The organism is Cellulomonas dongxiuzhuiae, assembly GCF_018623035.1.
Taxonomy (GTDB): Bacteria; Actinomycetota; Actinomycetes; order Actinomycetales; family Cellulomonadaceae; genus Cellulomonas; species Cellulomonas dongxiuzhuiae.
In genome coordinates this window covers 2558561-2582584 of record NZ_CP076023.1, presented here as the reverse complement: position 1 = coordinate 2582584, position 24024 = coordinate 2558561, and the positions used below count along the sequence as shown (strand labels likewise).

The 24024-nt window shown below is 75.7% G+C and carries 22 protein-coding genes; 12 read left to right on the top strand and 10 right to left on the bottom strand.

The window, feature by feature from the left end; all coding sequences use genetic code 11:
- The first annotated feature begins 1 nt into the window (after window position 1).
- From KKR89_RS11555 to rsmD, 4 genes are all read left to right on the top strand, one after another.
- Entirely contained in the window at window positions 2–2245 is a 2244-nt protein-coding gene (locus KKR89_RS11555) for an ATP-dependent DNA helicase RecG (RefSeq protein WP_208195467.1), read from the top strand.
- A 64-nt stretch (window positions 2246–2309) separates the two neighbouring features.
- Window positions 2310–2996: an ABC transporter ATP-binding protein gene (locus KKR89_RS11550; RefSeq protein WP_208195466.1), complete on the top strand. Its 687-nt coding sequence runs from the start codon at window positions 2310–2312 to the stop codon at window positions 2994–2996.
- A complete protein-coding gene (locus KKR89_RS11545; RefSeq protein WP_251140866.1) occupies window positions 2993–4654 on the top strand; it encodes a DUF6297 family protein in 1662 nt (553 codons plus the stop codon). Before KKR89_RS11550 ends, KKR89_RS11545 begins: the two co-directional genes overlap by 4 nt.
- On the top strand, window positions 4651–5223 hold the full coding sequence (rsmD, locus tag KKR89_RS11540) for a 16S rRNA (guanine(966)-N(2))-methyltransferase RsmD (RefSeq protein ID WP_208195465.1): 573 nt from the start codon (window positions 4651–4653) through the stop codon (window positions 5221–5223). The genes KKR89_RS11545 and rsmD overlap by 4 nt, the downstream gene beginning before the upstream one ends.
- Before the next feature lie 31 nt (window positions 5224–5254).
- Here the strand turns inward: rsmD and KKR89_RS11535 are convergent, their stop codons facing one another.
- A complete protein-coding gene (locus KKR89_RS11535) occupies window positions 5255–6454 on the bottom strand; it encodes a PP2C family protein-serine/threonine phosphatase (protein WP_208195464.1) in 1200 nt (399 codons plus the stop codon).
- A gap of 7 nt (window positions 6455–6461) precedes the next feature.
- Window positions 6462–7256 carry an alpha/beta fold hydrolase gene (locus tag KKR89_RS11530; RefSeq protein ID WP_251140865.1) on the bottom strand — a complete coding sequence of 265 codons (795 nt, stop codon included), beginning with the start codon at window positions 7254–7256 and terminating at the stop codon, window positions 6462–6464.
- A 108-nt stretch (window positions 7257–7364) separates the two neighbouring features.
- Here KKR89_RS11530 and bla point away from each other — a divergent pair, with 108 nt between their 5' ends.
- Window positions 7365–8327 carry a class A beta-lactamase gene (gene bla / locus KKR89_RS11525; protein ID WP_208195463.1) on the top strand — a complete coding sequence of 321 codons (963 nt, stop codon included), beginning with the start codon at window positions 7365–7367 and terminating at the stop codon, window positions 8325–8327.
- Window positions 8328–8351: 24 nt separating this feature from the next.
- Here bla and KKR89_RS11520 read toward each other — a convergent pair whose 3' ends face one another.
- Together KKR89_RS11520 and KKR89_RS11515 are read right to left on the bottom strand one after the other, a co-directional pair.
- Complete coding sequence (locus KKR89_RS11520; protein WP_208195462.1) at window positions 8352–9581, bottom strand: saccharopine dehydrogenase family protein; 1230 nt, start codon at window positions 9579–9581, stop codon at window positions 8352–8354.
- A gap of 4 nt (window positions 9582–9585) precedes the next feature.
- Complete coding sequence (locus KKR89_RS11515; RefSeq protein WP_251140863.1) at window positions 9586–10224, bottom strand: GNAT family N-acetyltransferase; 639 nt, start codon at window positions 10222–10224, stop codon at window positions 9586–9588.
- Window positions 10225–10285: 61 nt separating this feature from the next.
- On the opposite strand from KKR89_RS11515, the gene coaD reads away from it, so the two are divergent.
- The 6 genes from coaD (at window position 10286) to mutM (ending at window position 13979) form a co-directional block, all read left to right on the top strand.
- Complete coding sequence (gene coaD / locus KKR89_RS11510; RefSeq protein WP_208195461.1) at window positions 10286–10792, top strand: pantetheine-phosphate adenylyltransferase; 507 nt, start codon at window positions 10286–10288, stop codon at window positions 10790–10792.
- The gene (locus tag KKR89_RS11505; RefSeq protein ID WP_208195460.1) at window positions 10789–11289 is read left to right on the top strand and encodes a hypothetical protein; all 501 of its coding nucleotides are present in this window, start codon (window positions 10789–10791) and stop codon (window positions 11287–11289) included. The genes coaD and KKR89_RS11505 overlap by 4 nt, the downstream gene beginning before the upstream one ends.
- A 179-nt stretch (window positions 11290–11468) precedes the next feature.
- Entirely contained in the window at window positions 11469–12044 is a 576-nt protein-coding gene (locus KKR89_RS11500) for a YceD family protein (RefSeq protein WP_251140862.1), read from the top strand.
- Between the two features lie 2 nt (window positions 12045–12046).
- The gene (gene rpmF / locus KKR89_RS11495) at window positions 12047–12244 is read left to right on the top strand and encodes a 50S ribosomal protein L32 (protein WP_191781891.1); all 198 of its coding nucleotides are present in this window, start codon (window positions 12047–12049) and stop codon (window positions 12242–12244) included.
- A gap of 46 nt (window positions 12245–12290) precedes the next feature.
- Window positions 12291–13016, top strand: a complete 726-nt coding sequence (rnc, locus tag KKR89_RS11490) for a ribonuclease III (protein ID WP_208195459.1) — start codon at window positions 12291–12293, stop codon at window positions 13014–13016.
- A 3-nt stretch (window positions 13017–13019) separates the two neighbouring features.
- Window positions 13020–13979 carry a bifunctional DNA-formamidopyrimidine glycosylase/DNA-(apurinic or apyrimidinic site) lyase gene (mutM, locus tag KKR89_RS11485; RefSeq protein WP_208195458.1) on the top strand — a complete coding sequence of 320 codons (960 nt, stop codon included), beginning with the start codon at window positions 13020–13022 and terminating at the stop codon, window positions 13977–13979.
- A 33-nt stretch (window positions 13980–14012) separates the two neighbouring features.
- On the opposite strand, the gene KKR89_RS11480 is transcribed toward mutM, so the two are convergent.
- The gene (locus KKR89_RS11480; RefSeq protein ID WP_243882236.1) at window positions 14013–14957 is read right to left on the bottom strand and encodes an NAD(P)-dependent oxidoreductase; all 945 of its coding nucleotides are present in this window, start codon (window positions 14955–14957) and stop codon (window positions 14013–14015) included.
- An 85-nt stretch (window positions 14958–15042) separates the two neighbouring features.
- Here KKR89_RS11480 and KKR89_RS11475 point away from each other — a divergent pair, with 85 nt between their 5' ends.
- Window positions 15043–15669: a response regulator gene (locus tag KKR89_RS11475; protein ID WP_208195457.1), complete on the top strand. Its 627-nt coding sequence runs from the start codon at window positions 15043–15045 to the stop codon at window positions 15667–15669.
- A gap of 27 nt (window positions 15670–15696) precedes the next feature.
- Here KKR89_RS11475 and KKR89_RS11470 read toward each other — a convergent pair whose 3' ends face one another.
- From KKR89_RS11470 to KKR89_RS11450, 5 genes are read right to left on the bottom strand one after another with little or no spacing between them, the layout of a single operon-like run.
- Entirely contained in the window at window positions 15697–17448 is a 1752-nt protein-coding gene (locus KKR89_RS11470; protein WP_243882466.1) for a sensor histidine kinase, read from the bottom strand.
- Between the two features lie 17 nt (window positions 17449–17465).
- Window positions 17466–19277 carry a thiol reductant ABC exporter subunit CydC gene (cydC, locus tag KKR89_RS11465; RefSeq protein ID WP_208195455.1) on the bottom strand — a complete coding sequence of 604 codons (1812 nt, stop codon included), beginning with the start codon at window positions 19275–19277 and terminating at the stop codon, window positions 17466–17468.
- Window positions 19274–20983: a thiol reductant ABC exporter subunit CydD gene (gene cydD / locus KKR89_RS11460; RefSeq protein ID WP_208195454.1), complete on the bottom strand. Its 1710-nt coding sequence runs from the start codon at window positions 20981–20983 to the stop codon at window positions 19274–19276. Before cydD ends, cydC begins: the two co-directional genes overlap by 4 nt.
- Before the next feature lie 18 nt (window positions 20984–21001).
- Window positions 21002–22051 carry a cytochrome d ubiquinol oxidase subunit II gene (gene cydB, locus KKR89_RS11455; protein ID WP_208195453.1) on the bottom strand — a complete coding sequence of 350 codons (1050 nt, stop codon included), beginning with the start codon at window positions 22049–22051 and terminating at the stop codon, window positions 21002–21004.
- A 10-nt stretch (window positions 22052–22061) separates the two neighbouring features.
- A complete protein-coding gene (locus KKR89_RS11450) occupies window positions 22062–23585 on the bottom strand; it encodes a cytochrome ubiquinol oxidase subunit I (RefSeq protein WP_208195452.1) in 1524 nt (507 codons plus the stop codon).
- Window positions 23586–24024: the final 439 nt, after the last annotated feature.

Below are 24024 nucleotides of genomic sequence, written 5' to 3'. Positions count from 1 at the left end.
CGTGCTCGCCGCCGACCCCCTCACCGTCCCGCTCACGCGCCTGAACGCCCGTACGGCCAAGGCGCTGGGCAAGCTCGGGCTCGAGACGTCCGGCGACCTGCTGCGCCACTACCCGCGCAGGTACGCCGAGCCGGGCACGCTCACCGACATGGCGAGCCTGCGCGTCGGTGAGCACGTGACCGTCGTGGCCGAGGTCGTGCGGACGTCCCTGCGTCCGACGGCGCAGGGTCGCGGTCTCCTGCAGTCCACGATCACGGACGGGCACAGCCGCATCGAGCTGACCTTCTTCGCGTCCCACGTCAAGAAGCTCGAGTGGCGGCAGGGCCAGCTGCGGCCGGGCCGGCGCGGGCTGTTCACCGGTGAGGTCTCGCTCTACCGGGACACGCTGCAGCTCATGCACCCCGAGTGCCGCCTGTTCGGCGCCGACGACGACGCCCACGAGGAGGACGAGGCACTGGTCGAGGCGGGGCGCCCGATCCCCGTCTACCCGGCGGTCGCAGGCTTCGAGTCGTGGAAGGTCGCGCAGGCCGTGCGCACCGTGCTCGACCCCCTGCGCGAGGAGGACGTGCCGGACCCGGTACCCGCGCACCTGCGTGAGCGCGACGCGCTGCCGAGCCTCGTCGAGGCGCTGCGCCTGGTCCACGTGCCGCAGGACGAGGCGCAGTGGCAGCGGGGCCGTGCCCGGCTGCGCTACGAGGAGGCGCTGGTCCTGCAGGCCGAGCTGGCCCGACGCCGGGCGCGCGTCGCCCGCGAGGAGGCGGTGGCGCGGCCGCCCCGGGAGGGTGGCCTGCTCGACGCGTTCGACGCCCGGCTCCCGTTCACGCTCACAGCCGGGCAGCGGACGGTCGGGGACGAGGTCGCCGCCGAGCTGGCCGCCCCGCGTCCCATGCAGCGGCTGCTGCAGGGCGAGGTGGGCTCGGGCAAGACGGTGGTCGCGCTGCGGGCCATGCTGCAGGTGGTCGACGCGGGCGGTCAGGCCGCGCTGCTCGCCCCCACCGAGGTGCTCGCCGCGCAGCACGCGCGCACGCTGCGCGGCCTGCTGGGCGACCTCGCCGAGGGGGGGTTCCTCGGCGGGGCGGCCCTCGCGACCCGCGTCGCGCTGCTGACCGGGTCGCTCCCGACCGCGGCGCGTCGCAGCGCGATGCTCGACGCCGCGAGCGGCGCCGCCGGGATCGTCGTGGGCACCCACGCGCTGCTGTCGCAGGACGTGCAGTTCGCCGACCTGGGACTGGTCGTCGTCGACGAGCAGCACCGTTTCGGCGTCGAGCAGCGTGACGCGCTGCGCGCGAAGGCGGGGCGCACGCCGCACACGCTCGTCATGACGGCGACGCCCATCCCGCGGACCGTCGCGATGACCGTGTTCGGCGACCTCGAGACGTCGGTGCTCAGCGAGGTCCCGGCCGGTCGCCAGGGCATCACGACGCACGTCGTCCCGGCGGACAACCCGCGCTGGACCGACCGCACCTGGCAGCGCGTGCGCGAGGAGGTCGACGGCGGCGGCCGCGTCTACGTGGTGTGCCCGCGCATCGACGGGGACGCGACCGCGGGCGACGCGGACGACGAGGACGGCACGGACCTCGTCGCGGCCGCGGAGCCGACGGTCGGCGCCCCGGACGTCGCCGCCCGCCGGCCGCTGCGGGCCGTGCTCGACGTCGCCGACGAGCTGCGCGCCCGGCCCGACCTCGCGGGCGTCGGCGTCGGCGTCCTGCACGGCCGGCTGTCGCCCGAGGAGAAGGACCGCGCCTTCGCGGCCTTCGCGTCGGGCGAGGCGCCCGTGCTCGTGTCGACCACGGTGGTCGAGGTCGGTGTCGACGTGCCCGACGCGACCGTCATGGTCGTCCTCGACGCCGACCGCTTCGGCATCTCCCAGCTGCACCAGCTGCGGGGTCGTGTCGGGCGCGGGACCCGCGCGGGGCTGTGCCTGCTGGTCAGCTCCGCGGCCCCGGGCACGGACGCGCACACGCGCCTCGAGACGCTCGCGGCCACGACCGACGGCTTCGAGCTGGCCGCCCTCGACCTCGAGCTGCGGCACGAGGGCGACGTCCTGGGCGCCGCGCAGCACGGCCGCGGCAGCTCGCTGCGGCTCCTGCGGGTCACGCGGGACGCTGACATCATCGGGCGGGCGCGGACCGACGCGCGCGCACTCGTCGAGCAGGATGCCGACCTCGAGGCGTGGCCGGCCCTGCGGGCGGCGATCGAGGCGTCGCTCGCGGGCGAGCGCGAGGAGTTCCTCGACCGGGCGTGAGCCCGGTGCGATGCGCCGACCCGTGCTGCGCGGGGAGCCGTGCTGCGCTGACTACCCTGACGGCATGGCTCCGGTGGTGCGCGTTCGAGATCTGCAGGTCGGCTACGGCGCGGCACCCGTGTGCGCCCCGGTGTCCTTCACCCTCGGTGAGGGGCAGGCGATCGCCCTCGTCGGCGCGAACGGGTCCGGGAAGTCGACGGTGCTCAAGACGGTCCTCGGCCTGCTGGAGCCGCTCGTCGGCAGCGTCGAGGTCCTCGGTCGCCCGGTCGACGAGCGCGAGACCTGGTTCCGGCGTGAGGTCTCCAGCGTGCTCGACGACGACGCCTACTTCCCGGCGCTGACGGTGTCCGAGCACCTGTACCTGACCGCCCGCGGTCACGGTGTCCTCGGCGCGCAGGACGAGGTCGAGGTGCTGCTCGAGGAGTTCGGTCTCGCCGACCACGCCCGGGCCACGCCCGTGTCGCTGTCCTCGGGTCAGCGGCGCCGGCTGCTGCTGGCCGCCGGGTTCGCCCGGCCGCGGTCGCTGCTCGTCCTGGACGAGCCCGAGCAACGGCTCGACCAGCGGATGCGTGCGCGCCTCGCCGACCGTCTGCGCGCCGAGCGCGAGGCCGGCGGCGCGGTGCTCCTCGCGACGCACGACCCCGACCTTGTCGCCGCGGTCTGCACGCGCGCGGTGCACGTCGCCGACGACCGGTCGCGCGTCCTGTCGCCCGCGGAGGCCGCGGACCGGATCGCGCGGGTCGCGCTGTGACGGGCCCCGCCGTGAGTCCGGCGGGCCCGGCAGGAGCGGAGCGCGACTCGGCCGGTGACGAGCTGCCGGACGACCCGCGCGTCGGGGACTTCGACCTGGGGGAGGTGCCGTCGGCCCGCTCGATCCGCCGGTTCACGGCACAGGCCGCGCGCGCGAAGGCCGGTGCGAGCGTCGGGTCGTTGCTGACCGACGTCTACACGGCGGTCACCAGCGTCGTGATCTCCGTGCTGATCGTGCTCGGCGTGGTCCAGCAGCTCGGGAGCGCGCTGCCGCCGGCACCGCCCGCGCACGCGTCGGGCGGGCTCAGCCTGCCCGCGCTCGTCGCGCTGGTGCTGCTCGCCGCGGCCGGCGCGCTCCTGTCCACCGCGGGGCGGCTCGGCCCGGTGGGGGCCGAGGGCGCCCAGGCCGCCTGGTGGCTCCCGCTGCCCGTCGACCGCCGCGGCCTGCTGCGGCCGTCGGCCCGACGGGTGCCGCTGGTCGCAGCACTCGCGGGCGCGTCCGTCGTGGTGGTGCTCGAGGCGGGCCTGCTGGCCCGCGGCGGTGGCGACCTGCTGCGCGCCGGGCTCCTGGGCGCGTGCCTCGCGGGCGTCGTCGTGCTCGCCGCGGCGCTCGCGCAGACCCGTGGCGTGCCGCGCCGCCGCATCGCGCTCGCGGGCGACCTCGTGCTCGTGGCCGCGCCCGTCCTGGCCGCCCTCGTGGTGCTCACCGGGCGGACCCCTGCGGCGCTGCCGTCCCCCTCGTGGCTCGTCGTCGTGGGTGCCGCGGCGACCGCGGCCCTGCTCGCGACCGCGGTCGACCGCCGGTTGGGCGTGCTGCCCGGCAGGACCCTGCGCGAGGGCGGCTCGGTCGCCACCCAGGCCGTCGGGGCGGTGGTCTCGCTGGACTCGCGCGAGCTCGGTCGGGCGCTGACGGGGGGCGTCGCGCCCTCGGTGCGGCGCCGCGTCTCGCGGTTGCGGACCGCGCGCGGCCCGGCGACGGCCCTGGTGACGGCGGACCTGGTCGTCCTGCGCCGCTCGCTGCGGCACGTCGTGCAGATCGTCGTCGCCGCCGGGTTGCCGGTGCTCGCCACGGCCGTGCCGCAGCTCGCGAGCACGGTCGGCGTCCTGGTCGCCGTGCTCGCGGGCGGGTGGATGGCGGCGAGCGCGAGCGCGGAGGGGGCGCGCTGGGCCGAGATGGCGCCGGTTCTCGACCGCCTGCTGCCCCTGGGGCACCGCACGGTGCGTCGGCTGCGGATGGTGGTGCCGGGCGTCGTGGCGCTCCTCTGGTCGCTGGTGGCGTTCGCGGTGGTCGGCCGCTGGGCGGGGGCGACGCAGGACTGGCTCATGCTCGGCGTCGTCGCGGCGCCGGTGTGGGCTGCCGCGGCCGTGCGCGCCGCCTACCGGCCGGCCCCGCGCTGGGACAAGCCGCTCGTCGCGACCCCGGCCGGTGCGCTGCCGACCGGTGTGCTGTCGGTGATCGCCCGGGGGCCGGACCTGGTGGCGTTCTGCCTGCTGCCCCTGTGGATCGCCATCGGGCTCGGCACGGTGACGACGCTCATGGTGACGGCGCAGGTCTGGCTGTCCGTGATCGCCGTGATGATCGCGTCGTCCACCGCCGAGAAGGGGTGGATGGAGCGCATGCTCGACGACCAGGAGCAGCGCAAGGGGGCCGCCGCGTGACGCGGATCGTCGCCGGCAGCGCGGGCGGGCGCACCCTGGCGGTGCCCCCGGCGGGTACGCGGCCCACGAGCGAGCGGGTGCGCGAGGCGCTGTTCTCCCGGCTCGAGCACCTCGACGCGGTCGACGGTGCACGGGTGCTGGACCTGTACGCCGGGTCGGGTGCGCTCGGTCTGGAGGCCGTGAGCCGGGGCGCGGCGCACGTCGTCCTCGTGGACGCCGCACGCGGAGCCGTCGACGTGTGCCGCCGCAACGCCCGTTCGCTCGGCCTGGCCGACCGCGTCGACGTCGTCGCCGACCGCGTCGACAGGTACCTGGCGCGCGTCGCCCCGGCGGACGGTCCCGCCGCCGCGACGTTCGACCTCGTGCTGCTCGACCCGCCCTACGACCTCGCCGACGACGCGCTCGCGGCCGCCGTCGCGGGCGTCGCCCGGTGCACGGCGCCGGGTGCGGTGGTCGTGGTCGAGCGCTCGTCGCGTGCGACGGCTCCGCAGTGGCCCGCGCCGCTCGTCGCGCTGGCCGACCGCCGCTACGGCGAGACGCAGGTGTGGTTCGCGGAGCACCCCGCCTGACGGCAGGTCGCCGCGGTCCCGTCGTGCCGGATCACGTGCCGGGTGGTTCCACGGCGACGGTCACGACCGCGATGTCGTCGCGCGCGTCGCCCGACTGGTACGCCATGACATCGGCCAGGATCGCGTCGGTCACGTCCGCCGCCGGGCCCCGGTGCTCGTCGACGACCGCCGCGAGGCGGTCGTCTCCGTAGAGCTCGCCGCGTCGTCGCCGTGCCTCGGTGACACCGTCGGTGTACAGCACGAGCGCGTCGCCCGGGCGCAGCGGGACGTCCGTGTCGGTGAAGGCCGGGTGCGGGAAGACGCCCAGCAGGGGCCCGTGCCGGCCGACGCTCGTCGGACGAGCTCCGCGCCGCCGCAGCAGCGGCAGCGGGTGGCCGCCGCAGGCGACGGTCGCGTGCCACGCGCCGTCGACGCGGCGCAGCCGCGCGACCACCGCGGTGCAGAACCGCTCGGTGTCGGCGCCGCGCAGCACCTCGTCGAGGGTGCGCAGGACGTCCCTGGGCGCGTCGTGGCCGACGGACGCCGCGCGCACGGTGTACCGGACGAGCGCGGTCACGGCCGCCGCCTGTACGCCCTTGCCCTGCACGTCGCCGAGCACCACGACCCAGTCGTCCGTCGACACCTGGAAGACGTCGTAGAAGTCGCCGCCGACGTGCCGGCCGTCACCCGCGGGCCGGTACGCGGCCGCGACGTCGAGCCCGGGGACGTGCGGCGGGGTCGGCGGGATGAGCGTCTGCTGGAGGGTCTGCGCGAGCTGCAGCGCCCGTACCTCCGACTCCTCCGCGCGGCGCTTGGCGGCCAGCAGCTCCTGCTCGTAGCGCCGCCGCTCGGTGGCGTCGAACACGGCCGTCCGGATGACGAGGGGCGTGCCGTCGGCGTCGCGGTCGAGCACGGCGTTCACGAGCACGGGCAGCCGCCGCCCGTCGGCGCAGACGATCTCGAGCGCGATCTCGCGCGCCATGCCCTGCATGCGCAGCGTCGGCGCGTAGTGCGTCTCGTGGTAGATCCGCCCGCCGACGGGCAGCAGGTCGACGAACCGGCGGCGCCCCACGAGCTCCTCGTGGCGGTACCCGGTCCACGTGAGGAACGTCTCGTTCACGCGCACGACGCGGCCGTCGGGCGTCGTCGACAGGTACCCGCACGGAGCGCGGTCGTACAGGAGGGCCGGGTCGTCCTGGCGGAGAGCCTCGCGGAACGCGGCGTCGGAGGCGTCGCGCGGGGGGCTCGTCACGGTGCCGTCAGCGCACGAACTCGGCGATCGCGGCGGTCGTCGCCGCGGGTGCGCTCAGCTGGGGGCAGTGGCCGGTCGCGTCGAGCAGGGCGAGCCGGGCGCCGGGGATGGCGTCGCTCACGTACTGCCCGACCGCCACGGGGGCGATGACGTCGTCCGTGCACTGCAGCACGAGCGTCGGGACGGTGACGCGCGGCAGGTCGGCGCGGTTGTCCGACAGGAACGTGACGCGGGCGAACCGGCGCGCGATGTCGGGGTCCGTGCGGCAGAAGCTCGCGGTCAGCTCGGCACCCAGCTCGGGGCGGTCGGGGTTGCCCATGATCACCGGCGCCATCGCACTGGACCAGCCGAGGTAGTTGCTGTCGAGGGAGTCGAGCAGCTCGGTGATGTCGGCCTCGGTGAAGCCGCCGGTGTAGCCGTCGTCGTCGGTGTACCGGGGGGAGGGGCCCACGAGCACGAGCTTGTCGAAGCGCTCGGGCTCGGCGACCGCCGCCAGGACGCCGATCGTGGCCGACACCGAGTGCCCGACGAGGACGACGTCACGCAGGTCGAGCTCGCGCAGGATCTCCAGGACGTCGTCGGCGTAGCCCTGCAGCGAGCCGTGCCGCACGGGGTCGTACGCCGACAGGTCGGACGCGCCGGCGCCGACGTGGTCGAAGGTCACGACCGTGAACGCGTCCTGGAACGTCGGGGCGACGTGACGCCACATGTTCTGGTCGCACCCGAACCCGTGGACGAACACGATCGGCTGCGCACCGGGAGACCCCGAGACCCGGACGTGGTGGCGGTCGAGCACGGTCACCCGACGAGGCTAACCGGCCCCGGTCGGGGCCGCAGAGCCGGCCGGTCGTCGGCGCGCCCGGCCCCGAACGAGCGCCGTACCCGGTCGGAGCGCGTCGGGTGTCGCAGGATGGTCGTCGTGCCACGAACTCCGAGCCAGAGCCGCGCCCTCGCCGTGGGCCCGCTCCTCGCCCTCCTCGTCACCGGCTGCGCCGTCACCCCCGAGGTCGCCCCCACCACGGCGGGCAGCCCCGGCAGCACGCCGGCGGCCTCCGCGCCGGCACCCGCGCCCGCACCCGCGCCGACCCCGGTCCCGCTGCCGCTCGGCGAGCTCGAGGCGCGCTACGACGCCCGCGTGGGCGTCCACGCGGTCGACACCGGCACCGGAGCCGCGGTCGTGTGGCGCGACGACGAGCGCTTCGCGTACGCATCGACGATCAAGGCGCTCGCGGCGGGCGCGCTGCTGGACCTCGTGGGCGTCGACGGCCTCGGCCGGCAGGTGCCGGTGGAGGCGGACGACCTCGTGGTGTTCTCACCGGTCACCGAGACGCGGGTGGGCGGGACGATGACGCTCGCCGAGGTCGCCGAGGCGGCCGTCACGCGCAGCGACAACACGGCCGGGAACCTGCTCCTGGAGGCCCTCGGGGGCCCGGCCGCCCTCGACGCCGCGCTCGCGGCCCTGGGCGACGACGTCACGGTCGTCTCGCGCACGGAGCCCGACCTCAACGAGGCCGCACGTGGCGACGAGCGCGACACGACGACGCCCCGCACGCTGGCCGAGGACCTGCGTGCCTACGTCCTCGGGGACACGCTCGGCGACGAGGAACGTGCCGTGCTCACGGCGTGGCTGACCGGCACGCGGACGGGGGACACGCTCGTGCGCGCGCGGCTGCCCGCCGACTGGGTCGTCGGCGACAAGTCCGGTGCCGCCGGGTACGGCACCCGCAACGACGTGGCGGTCGTCTGGCCGACGGGCGGCGCACCGATCGTCGTCGCGGTCATGTCGGACCGCGCGGACCGGGACGCCGAGCACGACGACGCCCTGGTCGCCGAGGCGGCGTCGGCTGCCGTCGCCGCGCTGGGCCGGGGCTGAGCGAGACCGCGCGGTGCGGCTCGGTCAGCGTTCGGCCGCCTCGTAGGTGTGCCCCGCCGCCCGGAGCCGCTCGACGAGCACGTCGCCGATGCCGGTCGCGGGGGTGAGGGAGCCGGCGCGGTCGGGGAGGCGGTCGCCGTCCAGCGCCAGGGCGAGCGCCGCCTCGCCGAGCATGACGGCCGTCGCGGCGTAGCCGGGGTCGCCGTGACCGGCCGCGAGCGCGCGGTAGTGCCGACCCGTCGTCGTGACGGCGTGGACGCCCATCCGGAACCAGCCGGCGCGGCGCGTCGCGGCGTCCGGGCCGGTGCCGGCGGCGGGCAGCGCGCGGTCGAGGAGCGCACGCGTCGGGGGCACCATGAGCGCGGCGAGCGCGAGCGGCAGGCCGACGCTCAGCCCCACGGCGGCCGCGGCGCCCCGCAGGCCGCGGCCCGTCGCGGCGACCTCCTCGTACCGCAGGTCGCGCCCGTACGCCCAGCCCTGCAGGGCGTTCGACCGCCGCACCACGCGGGTGTTGAACGACCCCATGGGCGACGTGGCGACCCAGCGCCCGTCGACGGTCCGCCCGGGCGCTGGTGCGTCGCTCGGCTGGGTCGTGCTCGGCTCGGCGGCACGGTCCGGGCTCAGCGCGTACGGGTCGGCGAGCAGCCGGCGGACGGACGCGTCCCGCACCGCGAGCTCGGCGACGCCGCGCACGGACGCGACGGTCCCGCCGCTCACGCCCCCGCGCGCGCTCGCGACGAGGCGGACGTGCCCCAGGGTGCCGGCGTCGTCGGCCGCGACCCGGCGGTGCAGCAGGAGCACGGCCAGGTCCGACGGGACGGCGTCGTACCCGCACGCGTGGACCAGGCGGGCGCCCGTCGCGCGGGCGACCTCGCCGTGCGTGTCGGCGGCGCGGCGGACGAAGGGGACCTCGCCGGTGAGGTCGGCGTAGTGGGTCCCGGCCCGCGCGCACGCCTCGACGACCGGAAGACCCGAACGCAGGTACGGCCCGACGGTCGTGACGACCACACGGGTCGCGGCGGCCAGGGCGCGCAGGGAGGCGTCGTCGTCGGTGTCCGCGACCAGGAGCGGCCAGGCCCGCGCGGGCGCCGGGAGCAGGGCGCGGACGCGGGTGAGCCTGTCCCGGGACCGGCCGGCCAGCGCGATGCGGGCCCCGGCGGGTGCCGCCAGCGCGAGGTGCTCGGCGACGAGCGTCCCGACGAACCCGGTCGCACCCAGGACCACGACGTCGTGCTCACGTGCGGTGCCGACCATCCGGTCAGGCTGACGGTGCGGGCGGGGGAGCGCAACCGGGGCCGGGGGCGTGCAGGACCGTGAGCACGGGCCCGTCGTCGCCCAGCGTCCGCGTCCCCGCGGGCGAGAACCCGTGCCGCTCGTAGAACGGGACGTTGCGGGGGTCGGTCGTCGCGAGCCACGGTGTGCCGGGCTCGCCGCGCAGGGCGTCGAGCCCGTGCCGGAGCAGCCGGCTCCCGAGCCCACGCGACTGGTGCTCCGGGTGCACGGCGAGGTAGTTGAGGTAGGCGCCCGGCTCCGCGGGGGCGAGCTGCGCCGTGCCACCGAGGGCAGCGAGCACGTGCGTGGCCCGCGCCGCACCGACGAGCGCGCGCAGCGCGCCGGCGGGCGACGGCAGGGTCGCGGCGACCGCGCCCGCCGCCTCCGCGCCCGGCGGACGCCACGCCGCGACCGCGACCACCTGCTCGTCGACGAGCAGCACGTCGACCCGTCCCGCCGCCAGGTAGCGCTCGAGCGACGGCCCCAGCCAGGCCGCGCACGCGTCGGCCCGGGTCGGTGCCTGCGGCAGCACCCAGCGCATGAGCGGGTTCTCGTCGTAGGCGAGCGCGCACACCGTGCGCAGGGCGGGGACGTCCGCGGACGTCCCCGGACGGATCCTCGTCACACCGCGACCCTAGCGAGCCGCCGCCGGGTCCGTCCGGGGCTCGTGACGTAGGTTGGCGTCCGTGAGCACCGCTGTCTGCCCCGGGTCGTTCGACCCGATCACGCTCGGCCACGTGGACGTCGTCCGGCGTGCGTCGTCGATGTTCGACGAGGTCGTGGTGGCCGTGGCGCACAACGCGTCGAAGCGGTCGCTGCTCCCCCCGGACGAACGGGTGCGGCTCGCGGTCGACGCCCTGAGCGGGATGGCGGGCGTGCGGGTCGTGGCGACCGACGGGCTGCTGGTCGACCTGGTGCGCGACGTCGGTGCGCGTGCGGTCGTCAAGGGCCTGCGCAGCGGTGCGGACCTCGACGCGGAGCTCGCGATGGCACTCATGAACCGCCACCTGTCCGGGGTGGAGACCGTGTTCGTCCTGGGAGACCCGGGGCGTGCGCACATCGCGTCGTCCCTGGTGAAGGACGTGGCACGGCACGGCGGACCGATCGACGACATGGTGACGCCCGCGGTGGCGGCGGCAGTGCGACGCGCACTGGCACCGAACCCGGGCGTCGGGGGAGAGGACGGACGATGACCGAGCACGTGGACGACGGCGAGGAGCGCACGGAGGGCGTCGGGGGTGTGCTCGACGCGCTCGAGGACGCGGTGACGCAGGCGCGGGCGATGCCCATGTCGTCGTCGGTCCTGGTGAACCGCGCGGAGATCCTCGAGCTCGTGGACCAGGTGCGGGCGGCGCTGCCCTCGCAGCTGCACCGGGCGGACGAGGTGCTCGCGGACGCGGACGCGGCGCGCGCCGCGGCGCAGACCGAGGCCGACGCGGTCGTGGCCCGTGCCCGGACCCGTGCGGCCGAGCTCGTGGAGCAGGAGAGCGTCGTCACGGAGGCACGGTCCCGCGCCGCCGAGATCGTCGCACAGGCGCAGGAGACGGCGGAGTCCCTGCGGCGCGACGCGGACGACTACTGCGACCGTCGGCTGGCGGACTTCGAGATCGACCTGGGCAAGGTCCTCGCGCAGGTGCAGGCCGGCCGCGCGAAGCTCGCGGGTCGGCTGCTGCCGGGCGAGGGCGCGTAGACCGGTCGTTCCTCGCCCGGTCGTTGTGCTGCGCGGCCCCCTCGGTTTGGGACCGCGGCCGATGGTGCCGTAGAGTTTCCGGTTGGTCCTGCCGGTCGTGGTGTGGGCCGAGTCGTCATTGCCGCAACTAGGCACCGCGCGCCCGCGCCCGGTGCCACCTGGAACGAGGGGACCGGACCGTGCGCCCATCCCACCTCGATCCCCGTTCGCCGTTCGTGCTCGAGACGCACGAGCTGGGCCGACGCCCGGGATCGATGCGGAAGGTGCAGCGGACGGTCGCGGCACCCGACGAGCTCGGCAGCGGCATGATCGGCATCCCTGCCGGGAGCGACCTCGAGCTGGATCTCCGGCTCGAGGCGGTCATGGAAGGGGTTCTGGTTACCGGATCGATCCGCGGCGAGGCCGTCGGGGAGTGCGTGAGGTGCCTGGAGCGGGTGGTCGAGCCTGTCGACGTCCCGCTGCAGGAGCTGTACGTGTACCCCGAGCGTGCCGACGTCGCGGAGGCGAACGGTGACGACGACGAGGACCTGCGCGAGCTGGAGGGCGACCTGGTCGACCTCGAGCCCGCGCTGCGTGACGCGGTCGTGCCCGCGCTGCCCTTCCGGCCCCTGTGCCGGACGGACTGCCCGGGACTGTGCTCGGAGTGCGGGGCGCGGCTCGCCGACGACCCGGACCATGCGCATGAGACGATCGACCCCCGGTGGGCCGCCCTCGGCGGCCTGCAGGGCACTGACGACGAGAAGAGAGAGAGCTGACCGTGGCGGTTCCGAAGCGCAAGATGTCGCGCAGCAACACCCGTGCGCGTCGGTCGCAGTGGAAGACCACTGCCACGACGCTCACCAGCTGCCCCCAGTGCAAGTCGCAGACGCGGCCGCACATCGCGTGCCCGACGTGCGGCGCGTACAACGGCCGTCGCTACGTCGAGGCCGTGCGCAGCGAGCACGAGGCCGTCTGACCCTCACGGGTCCGATGACCGGCACAGCCGTCGACACCGACGTCGCGTGAGCGCGGCAGCGCAGTCGCTCCTCGAGAAGCTCGGGGTCCACCTGGACCCCGAGCTTCTCGTGCTGGCTCTCACGCACCGTTCGTTCGCCCACGAGGCCGGTGGCATCCCCACCAACGAGCGTCTCGAGTTCCTCGGCGACACCGTCCTGGGGCTCGTCGTGACCGAGCACCTCTACCGGGCGCACCCTGCGAACTCCGAGGGCGACCTCGCCAAGATGCGTGCCGCCACCGTGTCGCAGCGCGCTCTGGCGCAGGTCGCCCGGACGCTGGACCTCGGCAGCTACGTGCTGCTCGGCAAGGGTGAGCTCGCCACCGGCGGCAAGGACAAGGACTCGATCCTGTCCGACACGCTCGAGGCGATCTTCGGTGCGGTGTACCTCTCGCACGGCCTCGAGCCGGCGCGGGTGCTCGTCGACCGGCTCGTCCGGCCGACCCTCACCGCCGCTGCGGACCTCGGGGCGGGGCTCGACTGGAAGACCTCGTTGCAGGAGCTGTCCGCCGTGCTCGGCCTCGGAGCGCCGTACTACGAGGTGACCGGCGAGGGGCCCGACCACGCCCGCACGTTCACCGCGCACGCCGTCGTCGGTGGCGAGGTGCGCGGGTCCGGCACGGGCCCGGCCAAGAAGGTCGCCGAGCAGGAGGCCGCGTCCGCCGCCTGGGCCGCCCTCAACGCGCTGCGCGAGGCCACGGGGGACGAGGTCCCCGCCACCGACCTGGACTGACGGGTGCCCGAGCTCCCCGAGGTCGAGACCGTCCGCGACGGGCTCGCACGCCACGTCCTGGGCCGCACGGTCACCGACGTGCAGGTACGCCGCGACTACTCGGTGCGGCGGCACGAGGCCGGTCCCGCCGACTTCGCGGCGCGGCTCGTCGGCCGGCGCCTGGAGGCCGCGGTCCGCCGCGGCAAGTTCCTGTGGCTCCTGCTGGACGACGGCCCGGGCCGGGGGGACGACGCGCTGATGGCGCACCTCGGGATGAGCGGTCAGCTCCTCGTGCGCGGTCCCGCAGCGGGCACGGCCCTGACCGCCGACCCCGTCGCGGCACCGGGCCCGACGGGGTGGGTCGAGCACCCGCACCTGCGCGTGCGCCTCGCGCTCGACGACGGCTCGGCGCTCGACTTCGTCGACCAGCGGACGTTCGGTCACCTGTCGGTGCCCGACCTGGTCCCCGCACTCGACGGCGCGCCCGGCGGGCACGGGTCGCCGCGTCCCGTCCTGCCGGCCCCGGTCGCGCACATCGCACGGGACCTGCTCGACCCCGCGCTGGACCGGGCGGCGCTCGTCGGGGCGGTCCGTGCCCGGCGCACCGAGGTCAAGCGCGCCCTGCTCGACCAGACCCTCCTGTCCGGGGTCGGCAACATCTACGCCGACGAGGCCCTGTGGCGCGCGCGCCTGCACGGCGCACGGCCCACCGCCGCGCTGCGCGCCACCGACGTCGTGCGCCTGCTCGACGCCGCCACCACGGTCATGACCGAGGCGCTCGCGCAGGGCGGGACGAGCTTCGACGCCCTGTACGTCAACGTGAACGGGGCGTCCGGGTACTTCGACCGGTCGCTGGCCGTCTACGGGCAGGAGGGTCGGCCCTGTCCGCGGTGCGGCACACCCGTGCGCCGCGAGGCGTTCGCCAACCGCTCGTCCTTCACCTGCCCGCGCTGCCAGCCGCGTCCGCGGCGGCGCCACGCCTGACCCCGCCGACGGGACTCGCAGCGGGTCCGGGCCTCAGCGCCGGACCACGTTCCGCAGGGGCGCGCCCGCGACGAAGCGCTCGAGGTTCTCGGCGACGAGGTCCTGCCAGCCGACCGGGCGGCCACCGGCGGCGTGCGGGCTGACCAGGACGTGCGGCTCGTCCCACAACGGCGACGTGGTCGGCAGCGGCTCGGTCGCGAACACGTCGAGCGCGGCGCCCGCGACGCGCCGGGTGCGCACCGCGTCGAGGAGCGCGTCCTCGTCGAGGGTGGAGCCCCGACCGGCGTTGACGACCCAGGCGCGGCTGGGGAGCAGGTCCAGCACGTCCCGGCCGATGGCGTGCCGGGTGGCGGTGAGCGCCGGCAGGAGGCCCACCAGCACGTCCGTGCGTGGCAGCACCTCCGCGAGGCTCGCGGGGCTCACCACCGGGAACCCGTGCCGGTCCCCGGCCGTCGTGGCGACGCCCGTCACGTGCGCGCCGAGGCCGGCCAGCAGCGGTGCCAGGCGGGCCGCGATCGACCCGAACCCCCACACGGTGACGTGCGCGTCGATCAGCGTGCGCACGCGGTCGGGGGAGTGCAGCGGCTGCAGACCGCCCAGGTCGTCGGCCCACCGGTGCTCCGCCTGCGCGCGCACCATGGCCGGTACGGACCGCACGCACGCGAGCACGAGGGCCAGCACGTGCTCGGCGACGGTCGCGTCGTGCAGCCCGCGTCCGTTCGTCACGACCACGTCGGGCGCGAAGCCCGCGGCGAGCACGGCGTCCGGCCCGGCCGCGAGCGTCTGCACCCAGCGCACGCGCGGCGCCGCCGCGGCGAGCTCGGCCAGGCGGTCGGCCGGGTTGCCCCACACGACGACCGCGTCGGCGTGCGCGGCCTGCGGCGGGGGCGGTGCCGCCACGTCGTAGCGGACGCACTCGACGCCCGGCGGGGCGTTCGGCGCGCCGTCGACCGTCGTCGGCAGCAGGATCAGGGGCATGGGTCGATACGATGCCATGGTGTCAGCCACGAGCCAGTCGACGCCGCCGCCCCCCTCGGGCGGTCGGCCCGGACCCATCTCCGTCATGATCGTCGACGACCACGAGGTCGTCCGGCGCGGCATCGCCGAGGTCGTCGAACGTACCGACGGGATGACCGTCGTCGCGGAGGCCGGTTCGGTCGCCGACGGCGTCCGTCGTGCCACGCTGGTGCGTCCCCAGGTCATGCTCGTCGACCTGCAGCTGCCGGACGGCACGGGCATCGACCTGCTCAAGGCGGTGCGCGAGACGCTGCCCAGCGCGCGGGCGATCGTCCTGACCTCGTTCGACGACGACGACGCGCTGGCCGCCGCGCTCGACGCCGGGGCGTCGGCGTACCTGCTCAAGAGCGTCCGTGGTGCCGAGATCACCGACGTCATCCGCGCGGTCGCCGCAGGGCGCACGCTGCTCGACGACCGGACGGTCGCACGCCGCCGCGCCGGTCACGAGGACCCCACCGAGTCGTTGACTCCCAGCGAGCTGCGCGTCCTCGACCTCATCGGCGAGGGCATGTCGAACCGGGAGATCGCCGAGCGGCTCGGCGTCGCGGAGAAGACCGTGAAGAACCACATCACGTCGCTGCTGGCGAAGATGGGCCTGCAGCGCCGGACGCAGGTCGCGGCGTGGGTCGCGTCCCGCAAGAACTCCGGCTGGCGGGCCGAGCCCGGCCACTGACCGGCAGGCGCGTGCCCGTGGCGCCGCTCAGCCGAGCGGCGCCCGCCACGTCAGGAGCGTGCCCGTGCCGCTGGGGGAGGTCCCCAGGGTGAACGTGCCGCCGTGCTGGCGCGCGCGCGACGCGAGGTTGCTGGTGCCCGAGCTGCGCTCGCGCAGGGCCGGCAGCCCGGCCCCGTCGTCCTCGACCTCCACCTCGACGTCGCCGGTGGGCCCGGACCCGCGGACGTCGACCCGCACGCTCACGGACGACGCGTGCGCGTGGCGCGCGGCGTTCGCGAGACCTTCGCGCACCACCGCCACCACGTCGTCGGTCAGCTCCTGCTCGAGCCGCTCGTCGATCCGGTCCTCGGCGTCGCCGTCGCCGGGGGTGAGCCCCTCGCCGTCCAGGGAGAGCACGAGCGACGGGGCGAACCCGAGACCCGTGCGCGCGAGCGACGTCTCCCTACGCAGCCGCTCGACCAGGCCCGTCGCCGCGTCGGGGTCGCGCAGCGCGTAGACGATCTGGCGGATCTGCCGCACGGAGCTGTCGACGTTGTCGAGAGCGTCGTCGACGATGCTCATGAGCTCCTGCGGGTCGACACCCCGGGCCGCACGGCGCCGCACGGTCTCCAGCTGCATGCCCGTGGCGAACAGCTGCTGGATCGCCAGGTCGTGCAGGTCCCGCGCGATGCGCTCGCGCTCGTCGAGCAGCGCGGCGACGTCCTGCGCGTGCCGCGCCTCGGCCAGGACGTACGCGAGCGCCGCCTGCGCCGCGAACGACTCGGCGGTCGCCAGGTCGCTGTCGTCGAACGGCGTGTTGCCGATGCGCCGCAGCAGCACCAGGACGCCCACGCCGCGGCCCGACGAGTGCAGCGGGGCGAACATCGCCGGCCCGAAGGCGCGCATCTCCTCAAGCTTGACGGTGCGGGACGCCGAGAGCGACGGCGTCAGCAGGCCGCGCCCCTCCTCGAGCACGGTCCATGCCCGGCCGCCCCGCGGCATGACCAGCCCCGTCAGCTCGGCGGCCCGGTAGCCGTCCGCGAGCTCGATGAAGAGCTCGCCGCCCATGCCCGGCAGGGCGAGCGCCGCGGTGTCGGCGCCCGCGACCTCGCGCGCCGTGCGGGCGACGTGCTCGAGGGCGGACTCCTCGTCGACGCCCTCCAGCAGCATCGTCGTGATGTCCTGCCCGGCGCGCAGCCAGTGCTCGCGCCGCTCGGCCTCCGCGTACATCTGGGCGTTGGAGACCGCGACGCCCGCGGCCGCGGCGAGCGCGAGCACCATGTGCTCGTCGCGCTGCGTGAACCCGCCGCCCCCGTCCTTCTCGGAGAGGTACAGCTGGCCGAACACGTGCTCGCCCACCTTGACCGACGCGCCGAGGAAGGACCCCATCGGCGGGTGGTGCGGGGGCCAGCCCTGGAAGGCCGGGTGCTGCGTGAGGTCGTCGAGGCGCAGGACGCCGTCGACGGGGATCTGCCCGAGGACGCCCTGCGCGTGCGGGGGGTGGCGCATGGCGCGTGCGACGGCCGTCGGGACACCCGTGTAGACGAACGTGGTGGACGTCCCGGTGTCGTCGAGGACGTTGATGGCCGCGAACCGGGCGGACGTGAGCTCGGCCGTGACCTGCACGAACCGGTCCAGCACGGCCGGCAGCTCGAGCTGTCCCGCGACGGCGAGCATCGCGCTGAGCAGGTCCGTCAGCGCGTCCCCGGTCAGGGGCGTGGGCTCCGGCGGCGCGTCGAGGATGACCCCGTGCTCGAAGGGCGCCCCGGCGACCGGCAACCGGCCGACGACCTGGCGCATCTCGCCCCTGTGCTCGCTCACGACGTCTCCTGCTCCTCGGACTGCACCGCATCACCGTAGTCCGGCACGTGGGTCGCCAGGTGCGCGTGCGTGCCGCGCGCGGCGACGCGCCCGTCCGCGAGCCACAGGACCTCGTCCGCGGCTGCGAGCGGGCCGAGGCGGTGGCTGACGACCAGCACGCCGCGCGCGGTGCCCCGCCGCGTCGCGGGCGCGTGCCACAGCTCGTGGAGCACGGCGTCGGCCGTGGCGGCGTCGAGGTGCTCGGCCGGCTCGTCGACCAGCAGGAGCGGGGCGTCGGACAGCAGGGCGCGCGCCAGCAGGAGGCGCCGGCGCTCACCGCCGGACACGGTGCGCGCGTCGGAGCCGACCAGCGTGTCCAGGCCGTCGGGCAGGCCGGCGAGCCACCTGCCGAGCCCCACCCGGCGCAGCGCGTCGGTCGCCTCGGCGGGCGTCACGTCGCCGCGGGCGACCCGCAGGTTCTCCAGGACGGACGTGCCGAACACGTGGGCGTCCTCGCCGGTCATGACGACGTCCCCGACCACGCGCCCGGGACCGGCCGTCGACAGCGGGACGCCGTCGAGGGTGACGCTGCCCGCGACAGGGGGCAGCAGGCCGGCGAGGGTGAGCAGGAGGGTCGTCTTGCCCTCCCCGCTGGGGCCGGCGACGGCCAGGCGCCCTCCGGGCGCGAGCGTGAGGTCCACGTCGCGCAGCGCGGGTGGCCGTCCGGGCCAGCCGCAGGCCAGGCCGGTCGCGACGAGCACGGGGCCTCGTCCGCGCGCCGGCGGGTCGGCTGCGGCGGACACGGGCCGGGAGACGCTCCCCGGGGCCGGTCCCGGGCCGTCGAGGAGGGCGAGCACGCGCGCCGCGGCGGCACGTGAACGCTGCAGCTGCACGGCGGCCGCCGGCAGCAGGGACGTCGCCTCGAACGCCGCCAGCGGCGTCAGGACGACCACGGCCAGCTCCACCGGCGTGAGCAGGCCCGCCCGGACGCCCGGCACACCGGTGACGAGCGCCGCGACCACGGCCGCGCCGACCGCGAGCTGGCCCACGGCCGCCGCGAGCGCCGCCGGGCGGGCGCCGGCGTCGGCGGCGCGCGCCAGGTCCGCGTCGGCGGCGCGCAGCGCCTCCAGCTCGCCGCTCAGGCGCCCGGACACCGCGAGCGGCCCGGCGTCGTCGAGCACGCCCAGGGACGCCGCGCTCATGCGTGCCCGCGCCTGCACGCCGCGCGCCTCGGCCGTGCGCGCGCCGCGCGCCGTGAGCCACGGCGCGACGACTCCCGCGGCGAGCAGGCAGACGCCGAGCGCCAGCCCCGCGGGCGGCCAGAAGAGTGCCATCGCCACGGTCGTGCCGGTGCCGAGCGTCACGGCGACGGCCGAGGGCAGCAGGCCGCGGACGACCACGTCGCCGACGGCGTCCACGTCGGCGCCCACACGGGCCAGCAGGTCGCCGCGCCGCACCGCGAGCAGCGTCTGCGGCGACCCGGCCGCGAGCCGCTCGTAGAGCGTCGCGCGCAGGTGCGCCATGCCCCGCAGCGCGATGTCGTGCGACACCAGCCGCTCGAGGTACCGCATGACCCCGCGCCCGATGCCGAACGCGCGGACCGCCACGGTCGCGACCGACAGCTCCAGCACGGGTGGCATCTGCGAGGCGCGCGCGATGAGCCACGCGGACACCGCGGCGAGTGCGACCGCCGACCCGAGCGCCAGCGTCCCGAGCAGGACCGCCAGCGCGGCACGTCGCGGGTCCACGTCGAGCAGGCGCACGGCGCGTCGCAGCGTGCCGCGCGCGGGGCGGGCCGCGGTGAGCGGGGCAGGGACCGACGCCGTCATCGCGGCACCCCGGCGTCCTCGGACGGCGTGCCGGCCCCGGCCGTCACGGCCTCGGCCGACACGGCCTCGGCCGACACGACGTGCACGACGTCGTCGGCGCGGCCCGCGAGCGAGGCCCGGTGGGCGACGAGCAGCACGGCGCAGCCCGCCGCACGCAGCGCGTCCAGCGTCGCGAGCACGACCTGCTCGCCGGCGGCGTCGAGGTGCGCCGTCGGCTCGTCCAGCACGACGACGGGGCTCGGCCGCAGCAGTGCACGGGTCAGCGCGAGGCGCTGCCGCTGACCGACGCTGAGGCCGGTCCCGCCGCTGCCCAGCACGGTGCCCCACCCGTCGGGCAGCGACGCGACGACCGCGTCGAGACCGGTGAGGGCGGCGGCACGGTCGCGCTCGTCGGGGGTCGCCGCACCCAGGACCTCGGCGAGCGTGCCCGGCTCGAGCACCGGCCGCTGGGGGAGCCACGTCACCTGGCGCCAGTAGTCGTGCAGGTCGACGTCGACGAGGTCGGTCGCGGCGCCGTCGGCCGCGACGAGCATGACGCGGCCGGCGTCGGGCGTGAGCAGCCCGAGCAGCACCTCGACGGTCGTCGACTTGCCGGCACCGGACGGGCCCACGAGCGCGACGACCCGCCCCGGGACGAGGTCGACGTCGACCGGTGCCGGTGCCCAGCCGCCCCGCGACCGCACCGCCACGCCGCGCGCGCGGACCGCACCGCGGGCGAGGTCCGGGGCGGGCCGCGTCCCCGGCTGCGGGACCGGGACCTCGAGCACCGCGAACGCGCGGTCGGCGGCCGCGACGCCGTCGGTGGAGGCGTGGAAGTGCGCACCCACCTGGCGCAGGGGGAAGAACACCTCGGGCGCGAGCACGAGCACGGCGAGGCCCGTGACGAGGTCGATGCCGCCGTGGACGAGCCGCAGCCCGATGCCGACCGCCACGAGCGCCACGGACAGCGTCGTGAGGAGCTCGAGCACCATGCCCGAGAGGAACGCCACCCGCAGGGTGCCCATGGTGGCGCGGCGGTGCGCCTCGCCGAGCTCGCGGACGCGTGCGACGGGGCCACGCTCCCGGCCGAAGGCGCGCAGCGTCGTGAGGCCGGCGAGCAGGTCGAGCACCTGGGAGGCCAGGCGCTGCATGGTGGCCAGTCCGCGCTCCGAGCGCCCCTGCGTCATGACGCCCACGAGCCACATGAACACCGGCACGAGCGGCACGGTGACGGCGATGATCACCGCGGAGACCCAGTCGAGCCCCAGCACCACGCACAGGGTCGCGGGCGTGAGCGTGGCGGCGAGCACGAGCTGGGGCAGGTACCGCACGAAGTACGGCTCGAGCGCGTCGAGGCCGCGTGTCGCGAGCGTCACGAGACCGGCGGGGTCGCCGGGTGCGGCCCGTCGCGGGCCGACGGCGGCGGCGTGCGCCACCACGCGCTCGCGGAGCTCGGCGACGGCCCGCGTGGCGGCGCGGTGGGCGTAGCGCTCCTGGACGCCCGCGGTCAGCGCCCGCAGCACGACGACGAGCACGAGCCAGCCGACCAGCGGGGCGACCTGCGCGAGCGGCGCGCCCTCGGCGACGGCCGCGCCCAGCGCGTGCGCCAGGAGCAGCGCCTGCGCCACGACCAGGGCACCCGTGAGCAGGCCGAGGCCGACCGTCAGGGCGAGGTAGCCGCGCGCCGAGCGCGCGTACCGCAGCAGCCGGGGGTCGAGGGGCTTCACGCGTCTCGCGACCCCGCGTCAGGACCGCGAGACGACGCGGTCGAACGTGAGGCCCGTCGCCTCGGGGATGTGCTCGATCGTCAGGCGCTTGCGGAAGACCCAGTACGTCCAGCCCTGGTAGAGCAGCACGACCGGCGTCAGGAACGCCGCGACCCACGTCATGACGGTGAGCGTGTAGTCGGTGGACGACGCGTTGTCGACCGTCAGCGAGTTCGCGGGGTCGAACGCCGGCATGACGTCGGGGAACATCGAGCCGAAGATGAGGACGACGGCGGCGACGATCGCGACGGCCGAGGCCGCGAACGCCGGGCCCTCGCGGCGCAGCCGGGTGGCGGCGACGACGAGGACGAGCGCCGCGGCGGCCACCAGGACGGCCGCCCACGTCCAGCCCTTGCCGCTGTACGCGACCTGGGCCCACACGGCCCAGCCGCCCGCCAGGAGGAGCGTCGCCACCGAGCTGCGCGCGGCGAACGCGCCCGCGCGCTCACGCATGTCGCCGTCCACCTTCATCGCCAGGAAGATGGCGCCGTGGGTGAGGAAGAGGCTGAGGGTGACCAGCCCTCCCAGCAGCGCGAACGGCGACAGCAGCCCCACGAACCCGCCGACGTACTGGTGGTTCGCGTCGAGCTCGACGCCGCGCACGAGGTTCGCGAACGCGACGCCCCACAGCAGCGCGGGCACGAACGAGCCGAAGATCAGCGCGCGGTCGGCCCAGGCGCGCCACACCGGGTCGTCGATCTTGCCGCGCCACTCGAAGGCGACGACGCGCACGATCAGTGCGATCAGGATGAGGAACAGCGGCAGGTAGAAGCCGGAGAACAGCGTGGCGTACCACTCCGGGAACGCCGCGAAGGTCGCGCCGCCCGCGGTGAGCAGCCACACCTCGTTGCCGTCCCACACGGGGCCGACGGTGTTGATCATCAGCCGCCGCTCCTTCTCCCGGCGCGCCTTGTCGCCCCGCGGCAGGATCGCCAGCAGCATGCCGACGCCGAAGTCGAAGCCCTCGAGGACGAGGTAGCCGGTCCACAGGACCGCGATGAGGAGGAACCAGACGACGGGGAGGTCCATGACGGTCTCCTCAGTAGGCGAAGGACAGCGGACGGGCGGTGCCGTCCGCGTCGTCGGACGGCGGGTTGGCCTCGGGGCTGGGGTCGTGCTCCGTGTCCGCGACGCCCTGGACCGCGTAGCGCTTCATGAGCCGGAACCACACGACCATGAGCACGCCGTACAGCAGCGTGAACCCGATCATCGAGAACAGGACCATGCCGGGGCTGACGACCTCGCTGACGCCACGCGCCGTCAGCAGCCACACGCCGTCGACGCCGGACGCGTCGGGGTTGGGCGCGACGACCCACGGCTGGCGGCCCATCTCGGTGAAGATCCAGCCGAACGCCGAGGCGAGGAACGGCGTCGCGATCGCCGCCAGGCCGAGCCGGCCGAACCAGACCTTGCCGGTCACCGACCCCTTGCGACGCAGCAGCCACAGCGCAGCCAGCGACAGGGCGGCCGACCCGGCGCCCAGGCCGATCATGAGCCGGAACGACCAGTAGGTCACGGCCAGGTTGGGGTAGAAGCGGGTGTCCTCGTCGACCCCGGACGACACGCCGTTGGCCTCGTCCCACTCCGTGATCCACTGCGAGTACTGCTCCTGGAGCTCGTCCACGCCGCGGATGGGCGCGTCGAAGTCGTTCGTCGCGAGGAACGACGTCAGGCCGGGCACCTCGAGGAGGTGGCGCACGCCGTCGCAGTCGTTGGTGAGGTCACCGATCGCCAGGATCGAGAACGGTGCACCGTCCTGCGACGTGCACAGGCCCTCGGCGGCCGCCATCTTCGCGGGCTGCTGCTCGAACATGAGCTTGGCCTGCCAGTCACCCGACAGCGCGACGCCGGCGCCCGAGACGAGCATCGTGACGAGCCCGAGCACGACCGCCGGGCGGTAGACGTCGCGCGCCTTGTCGACCTGCCCGGAGCGGACCAGGCGCACCATCCACCACGCGGCGATGCCGGCGACGAAGGTGCCGGCGGTGAGGAACGCGGCCGAGATCGTGTGCGGGAACGCCGCCAGGAGGGTGGAGTTGGTGAGGACCGCGACGATGTCGGTCATCTCCGCGCGGCCGGTCTCCATGTTGAACGTGGTCCCCACGGGGTGCTGCATCCAGGAGTTGGCGGCCAGGATGAAGTAGGCCGAGAGGTTCGTCGCGATCGCCACGGCCCAGATGCAGGCGAGGTGGATCTTCTTCGGCAGCTTGTCCCAGCCGAAGATCCACAGGCCGAGGAACGTCGACTCGACGAAGAAGGCGGCGAGCGCCTCCATGGCGAGCGGCGCGCCGAACACGTCGCCGACGAACCGCGAGTACTCGGACCAGTTCATGCCGAACTGGAACTCCTGCACGATGCCGGTCGCCACGCCGATCGCGAAGTTGATGAGCAGGAGCTTGCCGAAGAACTTCGTCAGCCGCAGCCACCGCTCGTTGCCGGTGCGCACCCAGGCGGTCTGCATGATCGCGACCAGCGGCGACAGGCCGATCGTCAGGGGGACGAAGATGAAGTGGTAGACGGTCGTGATGCCGAACTGCCAGCGGGCCAGGTCGAGGGCGTCCACGGAGTCTCCGGGCGGGTGCGAGGGGGCGGGTCGTGCGTGCCGGACGGGTGGCGTCGGGAGGCGCGAGGGGGCGCGCGCGTACCTGTACCGCCGTTTCGAAGGTAGGCCTGGAGGTCGCCGCGCGCCGGGACCAAGGTCCCGCGTGCTGACGACACGTCGTGATCTCACCCGCGGACGAACGGCGGAGCCGAGGTCCTGTGCGATACTCGTCACTGGTCCTGGCGCCCACACCGTCGGGACCGACGAGCTCGCCGCAGCAGTGACCGTGCAGGCCAGCCGCCGCCCCGCCCTCGGCGGGCTCCAGCCCGGAGCCCCGAGACGGCCTGGCAGGCGATGGCGCCGGACGGGCGGCAGCCGGACCGACGACTTCCGTCGCCGCACCGGGTCCACCGGCCGCGAGCGACGACCGACCGCCCGGGGGCGCACGTCGTGTGGGCGG

Bases quoted from the DNA above. Each gene is read 5' to 3' on its own strand.
- KKR89_RS11550 (WP_208195466.1), top strand. From the start codon at position 2,310: ATGGCTCCGGTGGTGCGCGTTCGAGATCTGCAGGTCGGCTACGGCGCG.
- bla (WP_208195463.1), top strand. From the start codon at position 7,365: ATGGTCGTCGTGCCACGAACTCCGAGCCAGAGCCGCGCCCTCGCCGTG.
- KKR89_RS11520 (WP_208195462.1), bottom strand. From the start codon at position 9,581: ATGGTCGGCACCGCACGTGAGCACGACGTCGTGGTCCTGGGTGCGACC.
- KKR89_RS11505 (WP_208195460.1), top strand. From the start codon at position 10,789: ATGACCGAGCACGTGGACGACGGCGAGGAGCGCACGGAGGGCGTCGGG.
- KKR89_RS11480 (WP_243882236.1), bottom strand. From the start codon at position 14,957: ATGCCCCTGATCCTGCTGCCGACGACGGTCGACGGCGCGCCGAACGCC.
- KKR89_RS11475 (WP_208195457.1), top strand. From the start codon at position 15,043: ATGATCGTCGACGACCACGAGGTCGTCCGGCGCGGCATCGCCGAGGTC.
- KKR89_RS11470 (WP_243882466.1), bottom strand. From the start codon at position 17,448: ATGCGCCAGGTCGTCGGCCGGTTGCCGGTCGCCGGGGCGCCCTTCGAG.
- cydC (WP_208195455.1), bottom strand. From the start codon at position 19,277: ATGACGGCGTCGGTCCCTGCCCCGCTCACCGCGGCCCGCCCCGCGCGC.
- cydB (WP_208195453.1), bottom strand. From the start codon at position 22,051: ATGGACCTCCCCGTCGTCTGGTTCCTCCTCATCGCGGTCCTGTGGACC.